At 62.6% G+C, this 15,940-nt stretch carries 14 protein-coding genes and 1 tRNA gene; 13 read left to right on the top strand and 2 right to left on the bottom strand.

Translation table 11 applies throughout. The features are described from left to right. Positions 1-119: 119 nt before the first annotated feature. Positions 120-875, bottom strand: a complete 756-nt coding sequence (locus tag AC5RK6_RS01080) for a PspA/IM30 family protein (RefSeq protein ID WP_016443286.1) — start codon at positions 873-875, stop codon at positions 120-122. A 102-nt stretch (positions 876-977) separates the two neighbouring features. Next, positions 978-2,918 (bottom strand): TPM domain-containing protein, encoded by a 1,941-nt coding sequence (locus tag AC5RK6_RS01075; protein ID WP_320757703.1) that lies wholly within the window; start codon positions 2,916-2,918, stop codon positions 978-980. A 215-nt stretch (positions 2,919-3,133) separates the two neighbouring features. Between AC5RK6_RS01075 and AC5RK6_RS01070 the strand changes: the two genes are divergently transcribed. From AC5RK6_RS01070 to AC5RK6_RS01010, 13 genes are all read left to right on the top strand, one after another. After that, entirely contained in the window at positions 3,134-3,511 is a 378-nt protein-coding gene (locus AC5RK6_RS01070) for a cold-shock protein (protein ID WP_016443284.1), read from the top strand. Then, entirely contained in the window at positions 3,504-4,352 is an 849-nt protein-coding gene (locus AC5RK6_RS01065) for a DUF3027 domain-containing protein (RefSeq protein ID WP_320757702.1), read from the top strand. The genes AC5RK6_RS01070 and AC5RK6_RS01065 overlap by 8 nt, the downstream gene beginning before the upstream one ends. Before the next feature lie 16 nt (positions 4,353-4,368). Beyond that, positions 4,369-5,823 (top strand): mannose-6-phosphate isomerase, class I, encoded by a 1,455-nt coding sequence (gene manA, locus AC5RK6_RS01060; protein WP_435730937.1) that lies wholly within the window; start codon positions 4,369-4,371, stop codon positions 5,821-5,823. Between the two features lie 299 nt (positions 5,824-6,122). Continuing rightward, positions 6,123-7,598, top strand: a complete 1,476-nt coding sequence (locus AC5RK6_RS01055; protein ID WP_320757906.1) for an NCS2 family permease — start codon at positions 6,123-6,125, stop codon at positions 7,596-7,598. Between the two features lie 224 nt (positions 7,599-7,822). Next, entirely contained in the window at positions 7,823-9,358 is a 1,536-nt protein-coding gene (locus AC5RK6_RS01050; protein ID WP_155875997.1) for an MFS transporter, read from the top strand. Then, a complete protein-coding gene (locus AC5RK6_RS01045) occupies positions 9,351-10,055 on the top strand; it encodes a metal-dependent transcriptional regulator (protein WP_320757905.1) in 705 nt (234 codons plus the stop codon). Before AC5RK6_RS01050 ends, AC5RK6_RS01045 begins: the two co-directional genes overlap by 8 nt. A 403-nt stretch (positions 10,056-10,458) precedes the next feature. Next, the gene (locus AC5RK6_RS01040) at positions 10,459-11,193 is read left to right on the top strand and encodes a C40 family peptidase (RefSeq protein ID WP_320757904.1); all 735 of its coding nucleotides are present in this window, start codon (positions 10,459-10,461) and stop codon (positions 11,191-11,193) included. Between the two features lie 100 nt (positions 11,194-11,293). Beyond that, positions 11,294-12,232, top strand: a complete 939-nt coding sequence (locus AC5RK6_RS01035) for a universal stress protein (RefSeq protein ID WP_435717745.1) — start codon at positions 11,294-11,296, stop codon at positions 12,230-12,232. Between the two features lie 139 nt (positions 12,233-12,371). Continuing rightward, positions 12,372-12,443, top strand: a tRNA-Arg gene (locus AC5RK6_RS01030). 223 nt (positions 12,444-12,666) lie between these two features. Then, positions 12,667-12,945 (top strand): hypothetical protein, encoded by a 279-nt coding sequence (locus AC5RK6_RS01025; RefSeq protein WP_320758305.1) that lies wholly within the window; start codon positions 12,667-12,669, stop codon positions 12,943-12,945. Beyond that, entirely contained in the window at positions 12,942-13,607 is a 666-nt protein-coding gene (locus AC5RK6_RS01020) for a zeta toxin family protein (RefSeq protein WP_320758304.1), read from the top strand. The genes AC5RK6_RS01025 and AC5RK6_RS01020 overlap by 4 nt, the downstream gene beginning before the upstream one ends. A 9-nt stretch (positions 13,608-13,616) precedes the next feature. Further along, complete coding sequence (locus AC5RK6_RS01015; protein WP_435730936.1) at positions 13,617-14,900, top strand: glycosyltransferase; 1,284 nt, start codon at positions 13,617-13,619, stop codon at positions 14,898-14,900. After that, positions 14,897-15,925 (top strand): PIG-L deacetylase family protein, encoded by a 1,029-nt coding sequence (locus tag AC5RK6_RS01010; RefSeq protein WP_320758324.1) that lies wholly within the window; start codon positions 14,897-14,899, stop codon positions 15,923-15,925. The genes AC5RK6_RS01015 and AC5RK6_RS01010 overlap by 4 nt, the downstream gene beginning before the upstream one ends. The last annotated feature ends 15 nt before the right edge of the window (positions 15,926-15,940 follow it).

Raw genomic sequence — 15,940 nt, 5'->3', positions numbered from 1 at the left:
CCCGGGAAGCCACGCCGCGCTTGGGTCACCTAGGTGCATGCGGCGTGTGCTTGTGCCCGGTGTGGGATATTCCCCGCGCCGGAGAACTGTGTGCTTGAGGAGCGGAGGAGCCAGGTACTTTAGTAGCTAGTGAAGTCCCGGCCTTCGATTTGCTCGGGGGCTTCCCCGCTTTTGAGGGCAGCGAGGCGCGCTTCGATTTCTGCGTCGTCGGAATGATCCTCCAATTCGGCGAATTGATCGGCCAAGCTCAGGGAGGCAACTTCGGCCTTGCCCTGGGCCAGGGCTTCCTGGCGGCGGACTCGGTCTTCGAAACGGGCCAGTTCACTGGTGGGATCCAGCACGTTGATCGAGGAGATGGCATCCTGCACCTGGCTTTGCGCCTGTGCGGATTTCTGGCGTGCCACCAGGGTATCGCGCTTGTTCTTGAGCTCGGTGAGCTTCTCCTTCATCTGGGTGAGCCCGGATTTGAGCTGTTCAACGACCTTTTCCTGGGAGGCGAGCATGGGTTCGGCATCTTTGGCTTCGCGCTCGTATTGAATCTGCTTGCTCAACGCCACCTTCGCCAGGTCATCCCAGTGGTTCGCACCCGCTTCATCGCCCTTGGCCCGCATCTCATCGGCGCGGCGCGAGGAGGCGATAGCTTTCTGCCCCCAGTCACGGGCGGCTTTGATGTCCTCGTTGTAATCGGATTGTGCCAGGCGCAGATTGCCCACGGTCAGGGCAACGGCATCTTCGGCTTCCGCAATGGAATTCTTGTAATCCCGCACCATCTGGTCGAGCATCTTCTGCGGGTCTTCAGCGCGGTCGAGGAGCGCGTTAATATTTGCCTTCGCCAGCTGGGTAATGCGTCCGAGGATTGTTTGTTTTTCAGCCATGATCAGCCTTTCTCTGTGTGATCGAGTTAGGAATGTGTGATGAATAATGGATAAATAGTATCCGGGCGGGGCGCGATCAACGGACGCACGCAGCCACCGGTATTAGAATGAACGGCTCCCTCCTCCCGCGGCGCCCCCGCCACCAAATCCGCCGGAGCCACCTCCAAAACCTCCGAAACCACCGCCGAATCCGCTGGAACGGCCCCCGCCGAAACCGGAGCCCCAGCCGGAACCCCAGCCAGAATTGTGGCGGGATCCGCCCCCGGAGAGCGAGCCGAGGAACATCCCGAGCAGCAGGCTACCTACGTCCCCGCCACCGTTATTGCCACCATAGCCACCGGAGTTGCGGGCGGACATCGCTTCCTGGACCGCATCCATGGCGCGCTGGGCATAGGATTCGGCCCGCGTGTAATAATCGCGGCGCTTAGCCAGGTCATCGCTGGTATCCCCGGCTTGTAAGGCAGTGCGAGCCGCCTCCAGCGGGGCGCGTGCTTCGTTCCCGGTGCTCCAGCGGTTTTGCGAGACCATCGCCTCCGCCCGCTGCACCGTGGCCCGGGCCCGCTGGCGATCCCGTTCCACTCCGGCTGCCTGGCGGCGGTAGTTTTCCTCCGCGTTCCGGGCCGGGGCGAGCGCCCCGTCCAGGTCATGTTCCGCGTCGGTGAGTTCCCGAATTCCGGCCAGCGGATCCACCCGCTCTCCGCGATATTTCTCCACCAGCGCCGCCGCCCGGTCCCGTGCGGCGACCACCTGGGCATTATCCCCGCCGATGCGATGGGCATCCGCAATATCCGCGGAAATGGAAGAGATATGCTCAGCCAGTTGGGCGAAGGCTCGATTAATAGATTCTTGGACGTTAGAAATCGCGCGGTAGCGTTCCGCAGCCTCATCCAAAGCCTGCTCAGCGATACGCACAAACGGCACGGCCTGGTTGCGTTCGCCCCCGCTGAGCAGCCGATCAACCTGCCCGAGCGCATCCTCCGCCCCGGCCACGAGAGACTCAATATCCCCTGGGTAGGTGCGGAAAGTTGCCACCGCGCCCTCCCCGTAACTTGCCGCCAGCGAGTCCAATTGCCGGGCAGCGCTGGGAAGATGAGTGCGAATATCCGTCACGCCTTCGCGCACCCGCGCCGCGGCCTCCTCCACATTCGCCGCTAAATCACGCAGCCGGGCAAATTCTTCTTCCTGTTCGGTAATGGCTCGCTGTGCTTTTTCGGTCAGTTCCACAATCGCGGTGTTATAGGCACGCACCTGCTCCGGGGTATCGGGGATATCGTCGTCCAAGAGCTGGCGTTGGTTGAAAGCTTCTTGGAGATAGTGCTGTGCCTGCGCAAGCGCTTGGTCAAAGCCGCGCACTGAGTTCACCCCGAATTGTGCCCGCGCGAAATTGAGTTCCGCGGCGGCGCTGCGCACGCCGTCGTCTGTCGCTAAAAGTGCGGCTGCGGCACGTTTGCCGAGCGCGGCAAGATCTTCACGAGTTTTATTTTCCGCTTTTTTACGTTTGCGCGAACGCACGAAAATAATGGCCCCGATAATAACGACGACGACGCCACCCCCGAGCGCCAGACCGCCCCAATTCGTTTCTTCCCCTTGCGCTAAGGCCCTGGTGTAGGCGAGGGAACCTTCCAGCCAGCGGCCATCCCGGTAGGCGGCGCGGACCTCCGCGGTAAAAGCCCGGTCCAGATCTGAGGCGGAGAAACTTGAGCGGCCGTAGGCGTAGCTGAACTGGCGGCTATCCACGGCCACCGCGATGAGGGTAGCATCGCTGGACAGCCCGGCACGGTTGAAAGTTTCGATGGGCCACTGGTCCGCGCTGGCGCCGTCGAATCTGTTGATAAAAACGAAACGCACCGCGTAATCCGTCTCATCTTGGAGGCGGTCAAGGGAAGTACGCAGCTGCTCTTCTTCAGAGGCGGAAAGCACCTGGGCGTGATCGGTGACCGGGTCAACGCTGGTGAGGGGTTCTTCCGCGGCGGCCAGTGGGCCGGAGAGCAATAGAGCGCTTGCGAGCGCTAATGTTCCAGCTAGCCGGCGTGCGATCCCCATAATTTCAACCTTCCGTGTGCCCGGTGGTGCTCACCGGGTTTACCCCTTACGTGGCGGACGGCACAATTTAACCACAGCATTCTGGGAGTCGGATGGGAAAAGAGGCCGGGGCGTTCAGCCGGTAGCGTTGCCTGTGCCCGCGGGGGCGCTGGTAGAATGACGCTGGTGCTTCGCCCGACCGTGTGCGAAGCGTTTTTGCTAGAAATGAGAGTGTTGTGCCAACCGGAAAGGTTAAGTTTTTCGACGCCGCTAAGGGCTTCGGCTTTATTGTCAGCGATGAGGATGGTGCGCAGGTCTTCCTGCCAGCCTCGGCCCTCCCGGAGGGTCTCACGCCGCGCAAGGGCCAGCGGGTATCTTTCGGGCTTGCCGATACACGTCGCGGTCCGCAAGCACTCAATGTCGAACCGATGACCAAACTTGAATCGCTCGCGCGGAAGAATAGGCGTTCCCCGGAGGAAACGGTGGTGATCGTGGAAGATCTCATTCGGCTTCTGGACGGGGCCTCCACCCAGCTTCGGCGCGGTCGCTACCCGGAAGGGGGAGGGCAGATCGCGCGCGCCTTGCGTGCGGTTGCCGATGATTTTGATGCCTAAGAATGAAGAACATGACAACTACGCGGGGGAAGAATCCGCCGCGCTCCACTTTCCCGATGTGAGGGTGGAAGGGCATGCGGATGAGGGTGCAGATATGGCGCGCCCGGAGGACCGCGTTGATGAAAATATAGCGGTGGCACCCGATGATAAGCGGGTGGAACCGCTGCCCGGTCTGCCCGAAGATCGAGTCCTTGCGGGGGCTGTTGATGAGGCGCGGGAAACCCTCCTTGGGGCTATTGCCGAACGTTTCGTGGGGGAGTACGCAGGATTCCTCGCCGAGGACACCCGGGTGGTGTCCTACCTCTTTACCTGTACTCATCCGGGGTATCACGGTTGGTACTGGAGTATTACGGTGAGCCGAGCGAGTCGGGCCCGTACCGTGACCTTTAACGAAATTGAGATGTTGCCCGGGGCGGGCGCTTTGCTGGCTCCGCGCTGGGTGCCGTGGAGTGAGCGGCTGGCCAAGCTGGAAACGGAGAAAGCGCAAGCGCGGGCAGCCTCGGAAAAGGAACGTCAGGATTCGGCGCGGGCCGCCGCAGCGGGCAGGGCCGAGCGGGCTGAGCGCAGCGGCCGGCGCCGCCGGGTGCGCCGCAAGGTCGCGGTGGCGGAAAACGAAACGGCCGGGGTTGAAACGGAAACCGCAGCGGCGGCAGATGTGCCGGCAGCGGAAATGGCAGCCCCAATAGCGGATTCTGTACCGGTATCGAAAGTGGCCGCGGAAGCAACCGTGAAAGAAGCCGTTTCGGCAGCCGTATCCCCGGTGATTCGCCGTGGGCGCGGGCGGACCGTGGTGCGCGGATCGCGCGGGCGGCGCTACCAGGCCACCGGCACCCTGAGCTAAAACAGGAGCGGCTGTGATGCGGATCCAGGGGCGGGCCAGAGATTATGCGTGGGGCGGTACCAGTGCGCTTCCCGCGCTCTTTGGCTACGCTCCGGCGGAAACCCGGGTGGCGGAAATTTGGCTCGGGGCCCACCCTGATGATTCGGCCCAGGTGGTCAGTGCTGCGGATGCACCACTCTTCGATCTGGCCCAGCTCTACCCCTCCGCACCCGCTGGGGAACACCGGCTCGGGCGTGAAGATGAGGTGGGTGGGCGCGCGGGCGCCGCGGTACGCGCTCCGGGCGGGCGGCGGCACGCGCGGCACCGGGCTGGCCAGCCGCGAGGCGTGCGCACGTTGGATCGCTCGGAGCTTTCGGCTTGCCTGGAGCCTTCGGACAACCCGGATCTCCGGGAACGCTCGGAACGTACCGAAGAATCCGCTACTTTTTTGGGCGCCGGCCGATCGAGCCTACGTGATCTTATTGCCCGGGCACCCGGAGAGATGCTCGGTGCGGATGTGGCGCGCCGGCACGGGGGTGAATTACCGTATTTACTCAAACTCATTGCCCCGGATCAGCCGCTGTCCCTCCAGGTGCATCCCTCTCTCGAGCAGGCCCGTGCGGGTTTCGAGCGGGAAGAAGCCGCCGGAATTTCCCGCACCGCTCCCCATCGCTCCTATCGGGATCGCAATCACAAACCGGAACTGGCCTATGCTCTCACGCCTTTCGAGGCTATTTGCGGGCTGCGCACCCCGCGCCGCATCGCCGAAGTGCTGGGTAGTCTCGGGCTGCCCCTCACGGATCGGCTTGCGGCTCTCGTGGAAGAACGCGGGGTGGGCGCGGTGTTCGCCGATCTGCTTTCCGCGGGAACCCGCCCTTCTCCTGAACAGATTCAGCAGGTGGTAGCAGCCTGCGCCGCGCGCCTGGAGCGGGGAACTTCACCCTCCCCGCGCGCGGACCGCATCGTGGAAACCCTGGCACAGCACTATCCCGGCGACCCCGGAGTGGTAGCTTCCCTCCTCATGAATCCTGTGAGTTTGCGCCCCGGCGAGGCACTATTTATCCCCGCAGGGACAGTGCATGCGTACCTGTCTGGAACCGCGGTGGAAATCATGGCGGCCTCAGATAATGTGCTGCGCGCCGGCCTCACCCCGAAACATGTGGATGTGGAGGAACTGGTGCGGATTATGGACGATGCCGCCGTCCCTCCCATTCGCATCGCCCCCGAGCATATGAGCGAGGCGGTGTCCACTTTCTACGTTCCCGTGGATGATTTTGAACTCTCGGTCGTTCATCTGCGCGATGCTACCTCCACGGAAAAGTTGCGTTCGCGCGGCCCGCGCACGGTGGTCTGCCTGGAAGGTGCAGTGGAAATCTTTGCCGGAGGTCGGCGTGAACCGCTCAACTCGGGGCAGGCGATATTTGTTCCGCACAGTGACGGGGAGCTGGCGGTACGGGGATTTGGCGACGTCGTCGTCGCATCTGTTCCGTAACAATCCGGGTCGCACGGGTGTCGATACGCTCCACACCCGCAGCCGCGTGGCCGGACTCACGCCGGTATTGGGCTGGGAGAAAACCGCGCTACCGCGCCGTTTCTCCACGCCACTTTGCGCACGTCTCGAAATGTGAGACGAAATGAGCGGAAAAGTGTCCACATAGTGAGACTTATCTTGCGTGGGTGGTGGTCACGGTTCAAGAATGAGTGCTGGTGGCGGTCAGGACCGCCCGAAAATCTGCGGATCACGCGCTCGCCTGGCGCGCAGCGGACCGCACGACAACCGAGGAGATCTTCGTGAGCGTAACTTCCACGCACGTCGAGACGAACCACAGCACAACCTCCGAGCCGAAGCGGGATTTTTTCCGGCTGCGCGAACGCGGGACCACCGTGGCCCGGGAAGTGCGCGGCGGGCTGGTCACCTTCGTGGCCATGGCCTATATTCTGGTTCTTAATCCAATTATTCTTTCTGGGCAGGATTCCACCGGAGCCTACCTGGGCGGCGGCACCGAGGGTCCGAACCTCCCGGCCATCGCTGCGGGTACCGCTATCGTTGCGGGTGTGATGACGCTGCTCACCGGCGTTATCGCGAATTTCCCGCTCGCCATGGCGGCCGGGCTGGGACTCAATACCATCGTCGGCGTGGTCATCGTGCAGATGCCCGGTATGACCTGGGCTGACGGTATGGGCATTATCGTCATCGAAGGTATCGTTATCACGCTGCTCGTGGTGACGGGCCTGCGTGAAGCTATTTTCCGGGCGGTGCCGAAGTTCTTGCGCACCGCCATTTCTGTGGGCCTGGGGCTCTTTATTACCCTGGTTGGGCTGGTCAATGCCGGGCTTATCCGCCCCGGCGCAGGTACCATCATGTCCTTCGGAATTAACGGTTCCATCGCCTCCTGGCCGCTGGCTGTCTTCGTTTTCGGTCTTTTCCTCACCGCGATCTGCCTGCTGCGCGGGGTTCCCGGCGCGCTCCTCATCGGCATCGTGTCCTCAACCGTCGCGGCCGTTATCGTCAATATTGTTGCCAAGCCCGGAAACGTGGCCGGCGGTGACGTAGCTGGCTGGAACGGTGGGGCACCCGCACTGAACGGCTCCCCGGTGCAGATCCCGGACTTCTCCACCCTCGGTGCTTTCTCCGTGGTGGGTCCTTTCCAGAAGATCGGCGTGATCTCCGTCGTGGTGCTGGCCTTCTCCGTGATGCTCGCCGACTTCTTCGACACCATGGGCACCATGGTCGCGGTGGCCTCTGAAGGTGACCTTCTCGATGAGGACGGCATGCCCTATCACACCTCCCGCATCCTGCTCCTCGATTCCATCGCGGCGCTGGCCGGCGGTATGGGCGGCGTATCCTCCAACACCTCTTTCGTTGAATCGACGACGGGCGTAGCTGACGGCGCGCGCACCGGCCTCGCCTCGGTGACCACCGGTGTGCTCTTCCTGCTCTCCATCTTCTTTGCCCCGCTCGTCACTCTGGTTCCTTCCGAAGCGGCCGCTCCCGCGCTGGTCGCGGTGGGCTTCCTCATGATGCAGCAGGTGACCGAGATTGATTGGGAAGATCTGAGCGTGGGTATCCCGGCCTTCCTTACCATCGCGCTCATGCCCTTCTCCTACTCCATTACGGTCGGCATCGGGGTGGGCTTCGTAGCCTTCGTCATCATGTCGGTGGCCGCCGGGAAGACCCGCCGCGTGCACCCCCTCATGTGGGGAACCTTCGTGGCCTTCGTGGTCTACTTCCTGCTCGATCCGATTCAGAAATTCTTGCTCGGCTAAGCACATCTCAGTTCTGCGCAGCACTGTGGCTGCCAGCTCAATCACGCAGGGCCTACCCGCACGGGTGGGCCCTGCGTGCGTCGTCGTACCATTTTCGCCGGTGAGACAAACGTGAGCTTCGCCCGGCCGTGCGTGATAAACTCACCGCAGATAGCGCAACTGCGAGCTCGCCGCGCCCGCCGGCCGCTATGGATATCGGATTTTTCTGCAGGGGGCAGGATTTAGTGGGGCGTACATTCGCCAGTTTGAAGTACCGCAACTACGCTATTTGGTTCGCTGCCTCGTTGGTCGCCAATACCGGCGGGTGGATGCAACGCACCGCTCAGAACTGGCTCGTCATGAGCGACCTCACCAATAATGATGCTTTCGCCGTCGGTATTGTCACGGCGCTGCAATTCGTTCCCATTCCTTTTATTATGCCGTTGGCCGGAGCGCTCGCTGATCGCCTCGATAAACGCAAAATGGTGGTGCTCACCCAATTCGGAATGCTGCTCACCGCGGTGGCCCTGGGGGTACTGGTCCTCCTGGGCTGGGCGAATGTGCTGGTGGTCTGTCTTTTCGCCCTGGCCATCGGGGTGATTCAATCTTTCGATAATCCCCCGCGTCTCGTTTTTATTTCCGAATTGGTGCCTCCGCGCTGGCTACCGAATGCGGTGGGCTTGAATTCCATGTCCTTTAATATTGCGCGCCTGATCGGGCCCGCGCTGGGCGGCTTGCTTATTGGCATTATTGGGACCGGCTGGGTTTTCATTATTAACGGCATCATGTTCGGGGCTACCCTTATTGCGCTGGCGCTCATGCGCCCGGAAGAATTCCATCCGGCACCCCGCCCGGAAAAGAAGGTTTCCGCGATTCAGGGGACGATTGACGGCCTGCGTTACGTGGGCAACCGCTCCGATCTTCTCGTGATTTTCGCGGTGGTGGGCGTGGTTTCCTGCCTGGCCATGAACACCCCGCTCACCACGGTGTCCATGTCCACCATGGAATTCCACGCCGACTCCACCCAATTCGGCATTGTTTCTTCTATGGTCGCGGTTGGTTCGCTATCCGGTGCCGTGGTGGGGGCGCGGCGTACGAAGCAACCGCGTGTGCGCTCCGTGGTAGGAGCGGGCGTAGCTATGGGTATCGCGGTTACTGCCAATGCACTGGCCCCGAATTTGCTGATCTACACCCTCACCCTGGTGCCGGTCGGTTTCTTCATGCTCATTATGCTCACCGCCGCCAATGCCGCGGTGCAGATGTCCACTTCTCCGCAGATGCGCGGGCGCGTGGTCTCCCTCTACCAAACGGTCAACCAGGGCGTGACTCCGATCGGTTCCCTGGTGGTGGGCGGTATTTCCGGGGCAGCCGGGGCGCGCTGGGGTGTGGGCATTGGCGCGATTGGCTGCCTGGTGGCTACCGTGGGTGCCTACCTGTGGGGCCGGCGCAAATGGGATGTGGAAGTGCACTACCGGGTGCGCCATCCCTTCCAGCTGGAGATTCTTGGCCCGCTCGAACATGAAAATGAGGAGCGCGAAGCTGAACTACGGGCCAATCGCACCGGGCAAACGGATAGCGGGCAAAGTTTCACCGCGGAGGACCACGACGAAGTCGAGGCCGATCTTTTCGAACCTGAAGATGAAGCCCACGATGCCGAAACTGGGCATTCCCCGCAGCGCGCGGGCGGCTTAGAATGGCAAGATACGCATGAGGAACCGGATGTGGATGGGCACCCGAATGCCGCCCCCGCCGCTGAGACGAAGGAGACGCGCGATGAGTGATGACCTTGTTGATACCCGCGAAATGTACCTCAAAGCGGTCTACGAACTCGAAGAAGAAGGAATCGTTCCGCTGCGTGCTCGGCTCGTGGAGCGCCTGAGTCAATCCAAACCCACCGTCTCGGAAACTGTGGCACGCCTAGAGCGCGACGGCATGATGTACCTGGATACCAACCGCGCTATTGTCCTCACCAAGGAAGGCCGGCGCATCGCTACCAGCGTGATGCGTAAGCATCGGGTGGCCGAATGTTTCCTCCTCCACGTGCTCGGGATGCCCTGGGAACACGTCCACGCGGAGGCTTGCCGCTGGGAACACGTCATGTCCCGCGAACTAGAAGAACGCATTGCCCACGTGCTAGGGGAGCAGGGCTACGAGCTCAGCCACGATCCTTTCGGCAACCCGATTCCCGCGGAAAATTCCCTGGGCCCCGGCGCTGATATAGCCGCGCGAACCGGCCTGCTCGCCGTGGCGGATTACCTGGAGCGCAACCCGAGCGGTGGGAAAGTTACCATTGCGCGCATCGGTGAAGTGATCCAGACTGACGACGACGTCCTCGAGGCTATGGCCGCGGCCGGCATTAAACCCGATGCTGCGGTGACCCTCAGTGTTGAAGGCGACGGCGATATTCTCGCCCACGGAGCAAGTGGGGTATTTCCTCTGACTGATTGGATTCGCAAACACCTCTTGGTGCATGCCTGAGGTAGCCGGGCTGAAGGTGCCACTTCCCGGGAGGTAGCGTGCGCCAGGCGCTGGTGAAGGCTGGGTGCGGAGCCTGTCTCAGGTGGTGACGGTGGGCGCCCGGGGTAGCGGAGCGGTAGCACAGCGTCGTCGTAATGCATGGTCTCCACCACAATTCGTCACTGCGATGTAACTTAAGCCGCAAAAAAGTATATCAAAACGTTATAAACTGGTGCTGGGAAAAGCCTGGTATCACGCGAAAAAGGTGGAGGAAAGGCCGGGAGATCGCCGTTTTAGGATGATAACGACCCTCCTGTGCCACTTGTTACATAAACGTGACAATTCGTTGCCTAATCGTTACGCTAATGAACGTACCGCAAGTGCCCCTCGGGCGCGCAGGAAAACTTTTGTAGGAGATCATCCCATGACCGGACGCCACGCTCTTGATACGCGGTCGCAGGCTCATAACCTGGCGAACCCCGCAGTACGTGGTCTCACCGCAGCTCTCGTTGTGGGCGGCGCGGCAGCACTGATCGTTCCGAATGCGGCGGCTGATACCGCGGCCGCGCCCGCCAAGGCGGCGCTGTCTAATCCGCACGCGCAGGACGTTGCTGCTGGCATCGCCGGCACCACGAGCGCCACCTCGGAATGGAAGATCGAACAGATCAACATTCAATCCGCAGCTCCGGCTATTGAAGTAGCCGCCCCGGCCGCCAGCGCCACCACCGCCGCGGCGGACACCGCCACCACTTCCTCTGATAACGATGCCACTCCCGCCGCCGCGGGCATTGGTGTGGAAGTGGAAGCCGCCCCCAGCGCCATTGGCTCCTCCGTTCTTGATACCGCGCTCAGCGGTGTGGGTTCGCCCTACGTGTGGGCTGGCACCACCCCCTCCGGCTGGGATTGCATCGGCTTCGTGCGCTGGGTTTACGCCCAGCACGGCGTTGCTATCGGCGGGTACACCACCTCGGTGCTCTCGGTGGGGCGCCAGGTTTCCTACGCGGAAGCCCAGCCCGGTGACATCCTTTACTGGCCCGGCCACGTGGCGATCTCGCTGGGTAACGGCCAGAATGTGGCCGCGTGGAACCCGGGTATGGGTACCCGCGTGGGGCCGGATTCATGGTGCGGTGATACCCCCATCGTCATCCGCGTTTCCTAAGGCGCGTCCTCGCGAGGCTTGAGAAGAATTATGTACGAACGCCGTCGGAACTCCCGGCGGCGTTCGCATTTTACCCACGGTTCCACCCCGGGGCGTGCCCGTGGGAGAATGGGCAACGGAGGTAACGATGTACCAGCATGAGAATTCCGTGGTCGTCGGGGTGGATGGCTCCCCCGAATCGCGGGCGGCGCTTATATGGGGTGCGCACGTGGCCGTGAGCCGCAATGCCACCCTGCGGGCCCTCACCTGCTATCAGGAAGGCCCGGATCCGCGCGGATCCTATGAAAGCGCCATGAGTATCGCGCGGGAGGCGCTCGCCCAGGAAGGCGTGGCGGGCCTGGCAGGGCTGGAAGCCACCGCGGTGGCGCTGCCCGGGGACCCGGTTGAGCTGCTCTTGGCAGAGTCTAAAATCGCTTCCCGGCTGGTGGTGGGGTATTCCGGGGCCGATACCGCGGATATTGACCAGCTGGGTGTGGTGGCCGGCGCGATTGTTTCCAAGGCGTACTGCCCGGTTGCCGTGGTGCCGCTCCAGCACTCGCGCCGCCTGCCTATCCGCCATATTGTGGTGGGAGTGGACGGCTCGCAGGAATCAAAATACGCGCTTAATCTGGCGGTGCGGATGGCCGGGCGCTGGGGTGCGCAGGTCTCCGCAATTAACGCGGTATCGGTCACGCGCGCCGGGGGCGGCCTACTTCCCGGCGGGGATATGACCCGCGAAATTTTGGATGATACCCGCCTGGGCCTGGAAGAAACCGTGGCCGAAGTGCTGCGCGGGGATGAAACCGTACAGGTGCGCTGCTACGCGGTGGAAGGCTCCGCGGCGGAAATCATGGCCGAATTTTCTAGCTCCGTGGACCTTGTGGTTGTGGGTGCGCGCGGCCGTGGCGGAATTACCGGGCTGCTCTTCGGCTCCACCAGCCACACGCTGCTCCTCGGTACCCAATCGCCGGTGCTCGTGGTGCCGACCCACGCCACCAAAAACCTCCACGTTCCTGATACCAATGTGCCCTGGGATGTTCCCGATCCTTCGGCGCAGTAGCTGGTGCGGTGGCGCGAGGTGCCCGTGTGGTCTCGTGCGCGGGGTCTGCAGTAAGTAGCGCCCACGGTGCCACGCAGAGTAACCTGGAACGGTTATCTTATTCCCACCGTCGTTCGGATGAATGATCGGCGGTGGGCCCGCCCTCGTAGCTCAGGGGAAGAGCGACCGCCTCCTAAGCGGTAGGTCGAAGGTTCGAATCCTTTCGGGGGCACAAAAGATCGGTGCGCGGGGTGGCATAGTCGGGTCTGCAGATAGTGACGTGCTGGAGGATCGCGGCAGCAATAATACGCGAGAGCGATGATCTGCTTGGTTACGTGCAGAGAAATGGTGCTGGTATGGCGGAACTCGTATGCATAGTACGATCAACTTGGGGAGGGTAGCCCGTATTGGGGCTACTGCTTAGGATAGAACAAGGGCGAAAGGGGCGTGACACCATGACTGAGCCTTTTGGGTACGAGGACTATTCCGACACGGTTCTTTATGACGTGTTCTATGAAGCCGGAACGATGCTTTGCGCGCGGTATATTTCCCTCTCCAGGCAGGCGGATATTGCGGGTGACGAAGCACGTCGAGCGGTTTATGACGGTAAATACCTCGAGCTCATTGAGCAACGCGATGCTGTGAATGAAAATGATCGGGCGGAACAGATTCGTTGTATTCGCTCGTGGCATACACTGCGTGAGCAATTACCTGCCACTCTTTCTCATGTGTGATCTTGATATCCGTGCAGAGTGGATCCGTCGCGTTAAACCGCGAGTGTTCGCCAGATCTCGGGTATCGCTATCGCCAGAACGATCCTCTCCGGATGCCTCACATAACTGCCCAAGCTTCTGGCCAATGGATCGCGATGTGCATCGATTGGGCGTCACGAAATTCGTATTCCACTCTGGTTGAAGGAACATGGCGCAATACCGCGATGGTAATAACCGAAGCTAGGAAAGCACGCGAGCTCGGGCGCCGCACACACGCGGTTATTGTTGTGGTTCCGCCGGTGCTGTCCCAAGCAGGATTATTGGAGCGATTTTACGCGGATCGGTTACGCGGCTTGCCTGCGCGCTGGACGCCACCCGAAGCACACGAGGTGGCAGTAAACGCGCTTGACCAAACGGTTGCGGCGGTATGCGCGAGCATTAGTCCTTTTGATCGTTTCACGGTTACGAATCGTTCGGGTAGCTATCTTTACGACGGTGCACCGGCGAACCGCGGTCTCGAAGTGTTCCGGCGTGAGTTCCATAGGGGGCTTTCCGTGCAGGAAAAGGAATATTTAGCGGAGCTCGTTCCTCGCTTGGACGAAGGTATACGGACCTTCACTCCCGACGATATGCCTGTTAGGGCACTTGTGGAGAGTATTCGGAAAACTCTCAAATCCGGGTAGGCTGGGGGAATGACCTTGGGAAATACGCACCACGCACAAGAACCGAATAGGGGCGACGGCGCACTCGCCCCGCTCCATATCGCGATGACTTCGGTGCACACCTCCCCACTGGCCACTCCCGGATCCGCTGATGCCGGCGGCCTCAACGTGGTGGTAACCAATACCGCACAGGCCCTGGCCCGCGCCGGGCACCGGGTCGATCTGGTCACCCGCGCCAGCGAACCTGGCCAGCCTTATATGCATGAGGTCATGCCGGGCGTGCGCGCTTTCTTCTTGCCAGCCGGCCCGCGCCACCCCGTGGCGAAAAGCCACACCGATGGCCTCGTCGCTCCTTTCACCGTGGAATTCCGCCGGTGGATGGCCGAGCACGGCAGCGGCGTCGATCTTATCCACTCCCACCACTGGTTCGCGGGCGTGGCCTGCCTGCCCGTCTCCCAAGAAACCGGCCGCCCTCACGTGCAGTCTTTCCATTCGGTGGCGGCGCGGGAAGGCCAGAATCTTGCCGACGGTGAACCCGCGGAATCCGCTGGGCGGGTGCCCGGCGAGGCGCGCTGCGTGCGCGAATCGGATCTCATCATTGCGGTATCCCAAGCGGAAAAAGAGATGATTGCGCAGCGCTACGGCACCCCGCCCTGCCCGGTCACCATCGTGCACCCGGGCGTGGATATTGACATGTTCCGCCCGGCTAGCTCGGTGGCCACCGCCCCCGACTGTGTCACCGAGGTAACCGGGGGGCGGGACTATGTTTTCTTCGCTGCGCGGCTCCAACCCCTGAAAGCCCCGGATTTAGCGATTCGCGCGCTCGCGGAGCTACCCGCCGGCACCCGGCCGCTCCTCGTTATTGCCGGGGCGGCCTCCGATGACTTCGCCGGCTACGAGGACCACTTGCGCGCCGTCGTAACCGAAACGGGAATGGAAAGCGACGTGCGCTTCATCGGCCCGCTTCCACGCACCGGCCTCGCGGCATTCCTCGCCCACGCGCAGCTCCTCCTCAACCCTTCTTTCTCGGAAACTTTCGGGATTATCAACGTGGAAGCGGCCGCCTGCGGCACCCCCGTGGTGGCCTGGGATTCCTCCGGGATTCCCGAATCGGTGCACGGCGGCGTGACGGGCACCCTGTGCCGCAGCCGCGAGCCACGCGAATGGGCCGGTGCGGTGCGAGCCTACCTGGACGCCCCGGCTTTGCGGGCCCGGCACGGCGCCGCGGGGCGCGCTTTCGCCGAATCGCGCACCTGGGACGCGGTGGCACGCGATTACGCCGCGTCTTACCGCAAGCTCGGGAGGCAGGCATGATCACGCCTCGCGAGTTTGATGCTCGCGTGTGCAACGGCGCGGCTGCGCGCCCGTGGAGCTGGGACCCCAGCGGGCCGCTCTTCGCCCGCACCCTCTTCCTCCACGCCCACCCGGACGACGAAGCGATCCAGGCCGGCGGGCTCACCGCGCTCCTCACCGCCGCCGGGCACCGCGTCAGCATCCTCACCTGCACCCGAGGCGAAGAAGGTGAAGCGGTCCCCGGAATCTTGCCCGCCGGGGCGGGGGAGGCCGAACTCGTTGCCCGGCGCGAAGCAGAAATCACCCGGGCGCGCGCGATTCTCGGGGTGACGGATAGTTTTTGGCTCGGCACCGCGCCCGCTCTCGCATCCGGCGCCGTCCCGCGTCGCTACCGCGATTCCGGGATGACCTGGGTCGCTCCCGGGGTCGCCGGTCCCGCACCCAGCGCCGGCCCGAGCGCTTTTTCACGCGCGGAGCTGAGTGAAGAAATAGCAGATGCGCGGGCGCTCCTCGCGCACGTGCGGCCCACTGTCATTATTGGGTACGACGCCGCAGCAAGCTACGGCCACCCCGATCATGTGCGGGTGCATCACCTGGCTCGCGCCCTCGGCCGGATTACCGGAATTCCCGTGCTTGAGCTGGCTTCCACTCCCGGGCAAGCCGGATGGTGCTATCGCACCGCTCGGGAGCATGAAGTCACTGTGGTGGCGGCGCTACGTTGCTATGCCTCGCAGCTGACCATAGTTGATCGCACGGATCCCGCGCTGGCTGGCCTGCCGGTTATCGGTGCCCCTGATTCGGGTTCCGCAGCGGTGGATACGGTGTGTGATGCGGTACTGACTGCTGCGTATAGCGGGGAGCATCGTCCCGAAACGGATGGGGAGCCCGCCCCGCAGCTGCTTATTCGGCACGTGGGTGGCCAGCTCCAGGAGCTCCCTCTCTGGCCGGGATTGCGCCCGGCCGAGGGTGCGTCGTCGTTCTCTATTCCGGATTCTTCCGTGCCTGCCACTACGGCGGCCGCACCTTCCACGCCGGTGGCGGAATAAAGCCATAATTTTTGG

Source organism: Actinotignum sp. usb-actsch-213, from assembly GCF_059085665.1.
The sequence above is the reverse complement of the archived record's forward strand: the minus strand, read 5'-3'. Positions and strand labels throughout refer to the sequence as shown.

Excerpts from the sequence above, each read along its gene's own strand:
- AC5RK6_RS01045 (WP_320757905.1), top strand. The coding sequence starts at position 9,351 with ATGAGTGATGACCTTGTTGATACCCGCGAAATGTACCTCAAAGCGGTC.
- manA (WP_435730937.1), top strand. The coding sequence starts at position 4,369 with ATGCGGATCCAGGGGCGGGCCAGAGATTATGCGTGGGGCGGTACCAGT.
- AC5RK6_RS01065 (WP_320757702.1), top strand. The coding sequence starts at position 3,504 with ATGCCTAAGAATGAAGAACATGACAACTACGCGGGGGAAGAATCCGCC.
- AC5RK6_RS01015 (WP_435730936.1), top strand. The coding sequence starts at position 13,617 with ATGACCTTGGGAAATACGCACCACGCACAAGAACCGAATAGGGGCGAC.
- AC5RK6_RS01025 (WP_320758305.1), top strand. The coding sequence starts at position 12,667 with ATGACTGAGCCTTTTGGGTACGAGGACTATTCCGACACGGTTCTTTAT.
- AC5RK6_RS01075 (WP_320757703.1), bottom strand. The coding sequence starts at position 2,918 with ATGGGGATCGCACGCCGGCTAGCTGGAACATTAGCGCTCGCAAGCGCT.
- AC5RK6_RS01040 (WP_320757904.1), top strand. The coding sequence starts at position 10,459 with ATGACCGGACGCCACGCTCTTGATACGCGGTCGCAGGCTCATAACCTG.
- AC5RK6_RS01080 (WP_016443286.1), bottom strand. The coding sequence starts at position 875 with ATGGCTGAAAAACAAACAATCCTCGGACGCATTACCCAGCTGGCGAAG.
- AC5RK6_RS01010 (WP_320758324.1), top strand. The coding sequence starts at position 14,897 with ATGATCACGCCTCGCGAGTTTGATGCTCGCGTGTGCAACGGCGCGGCT.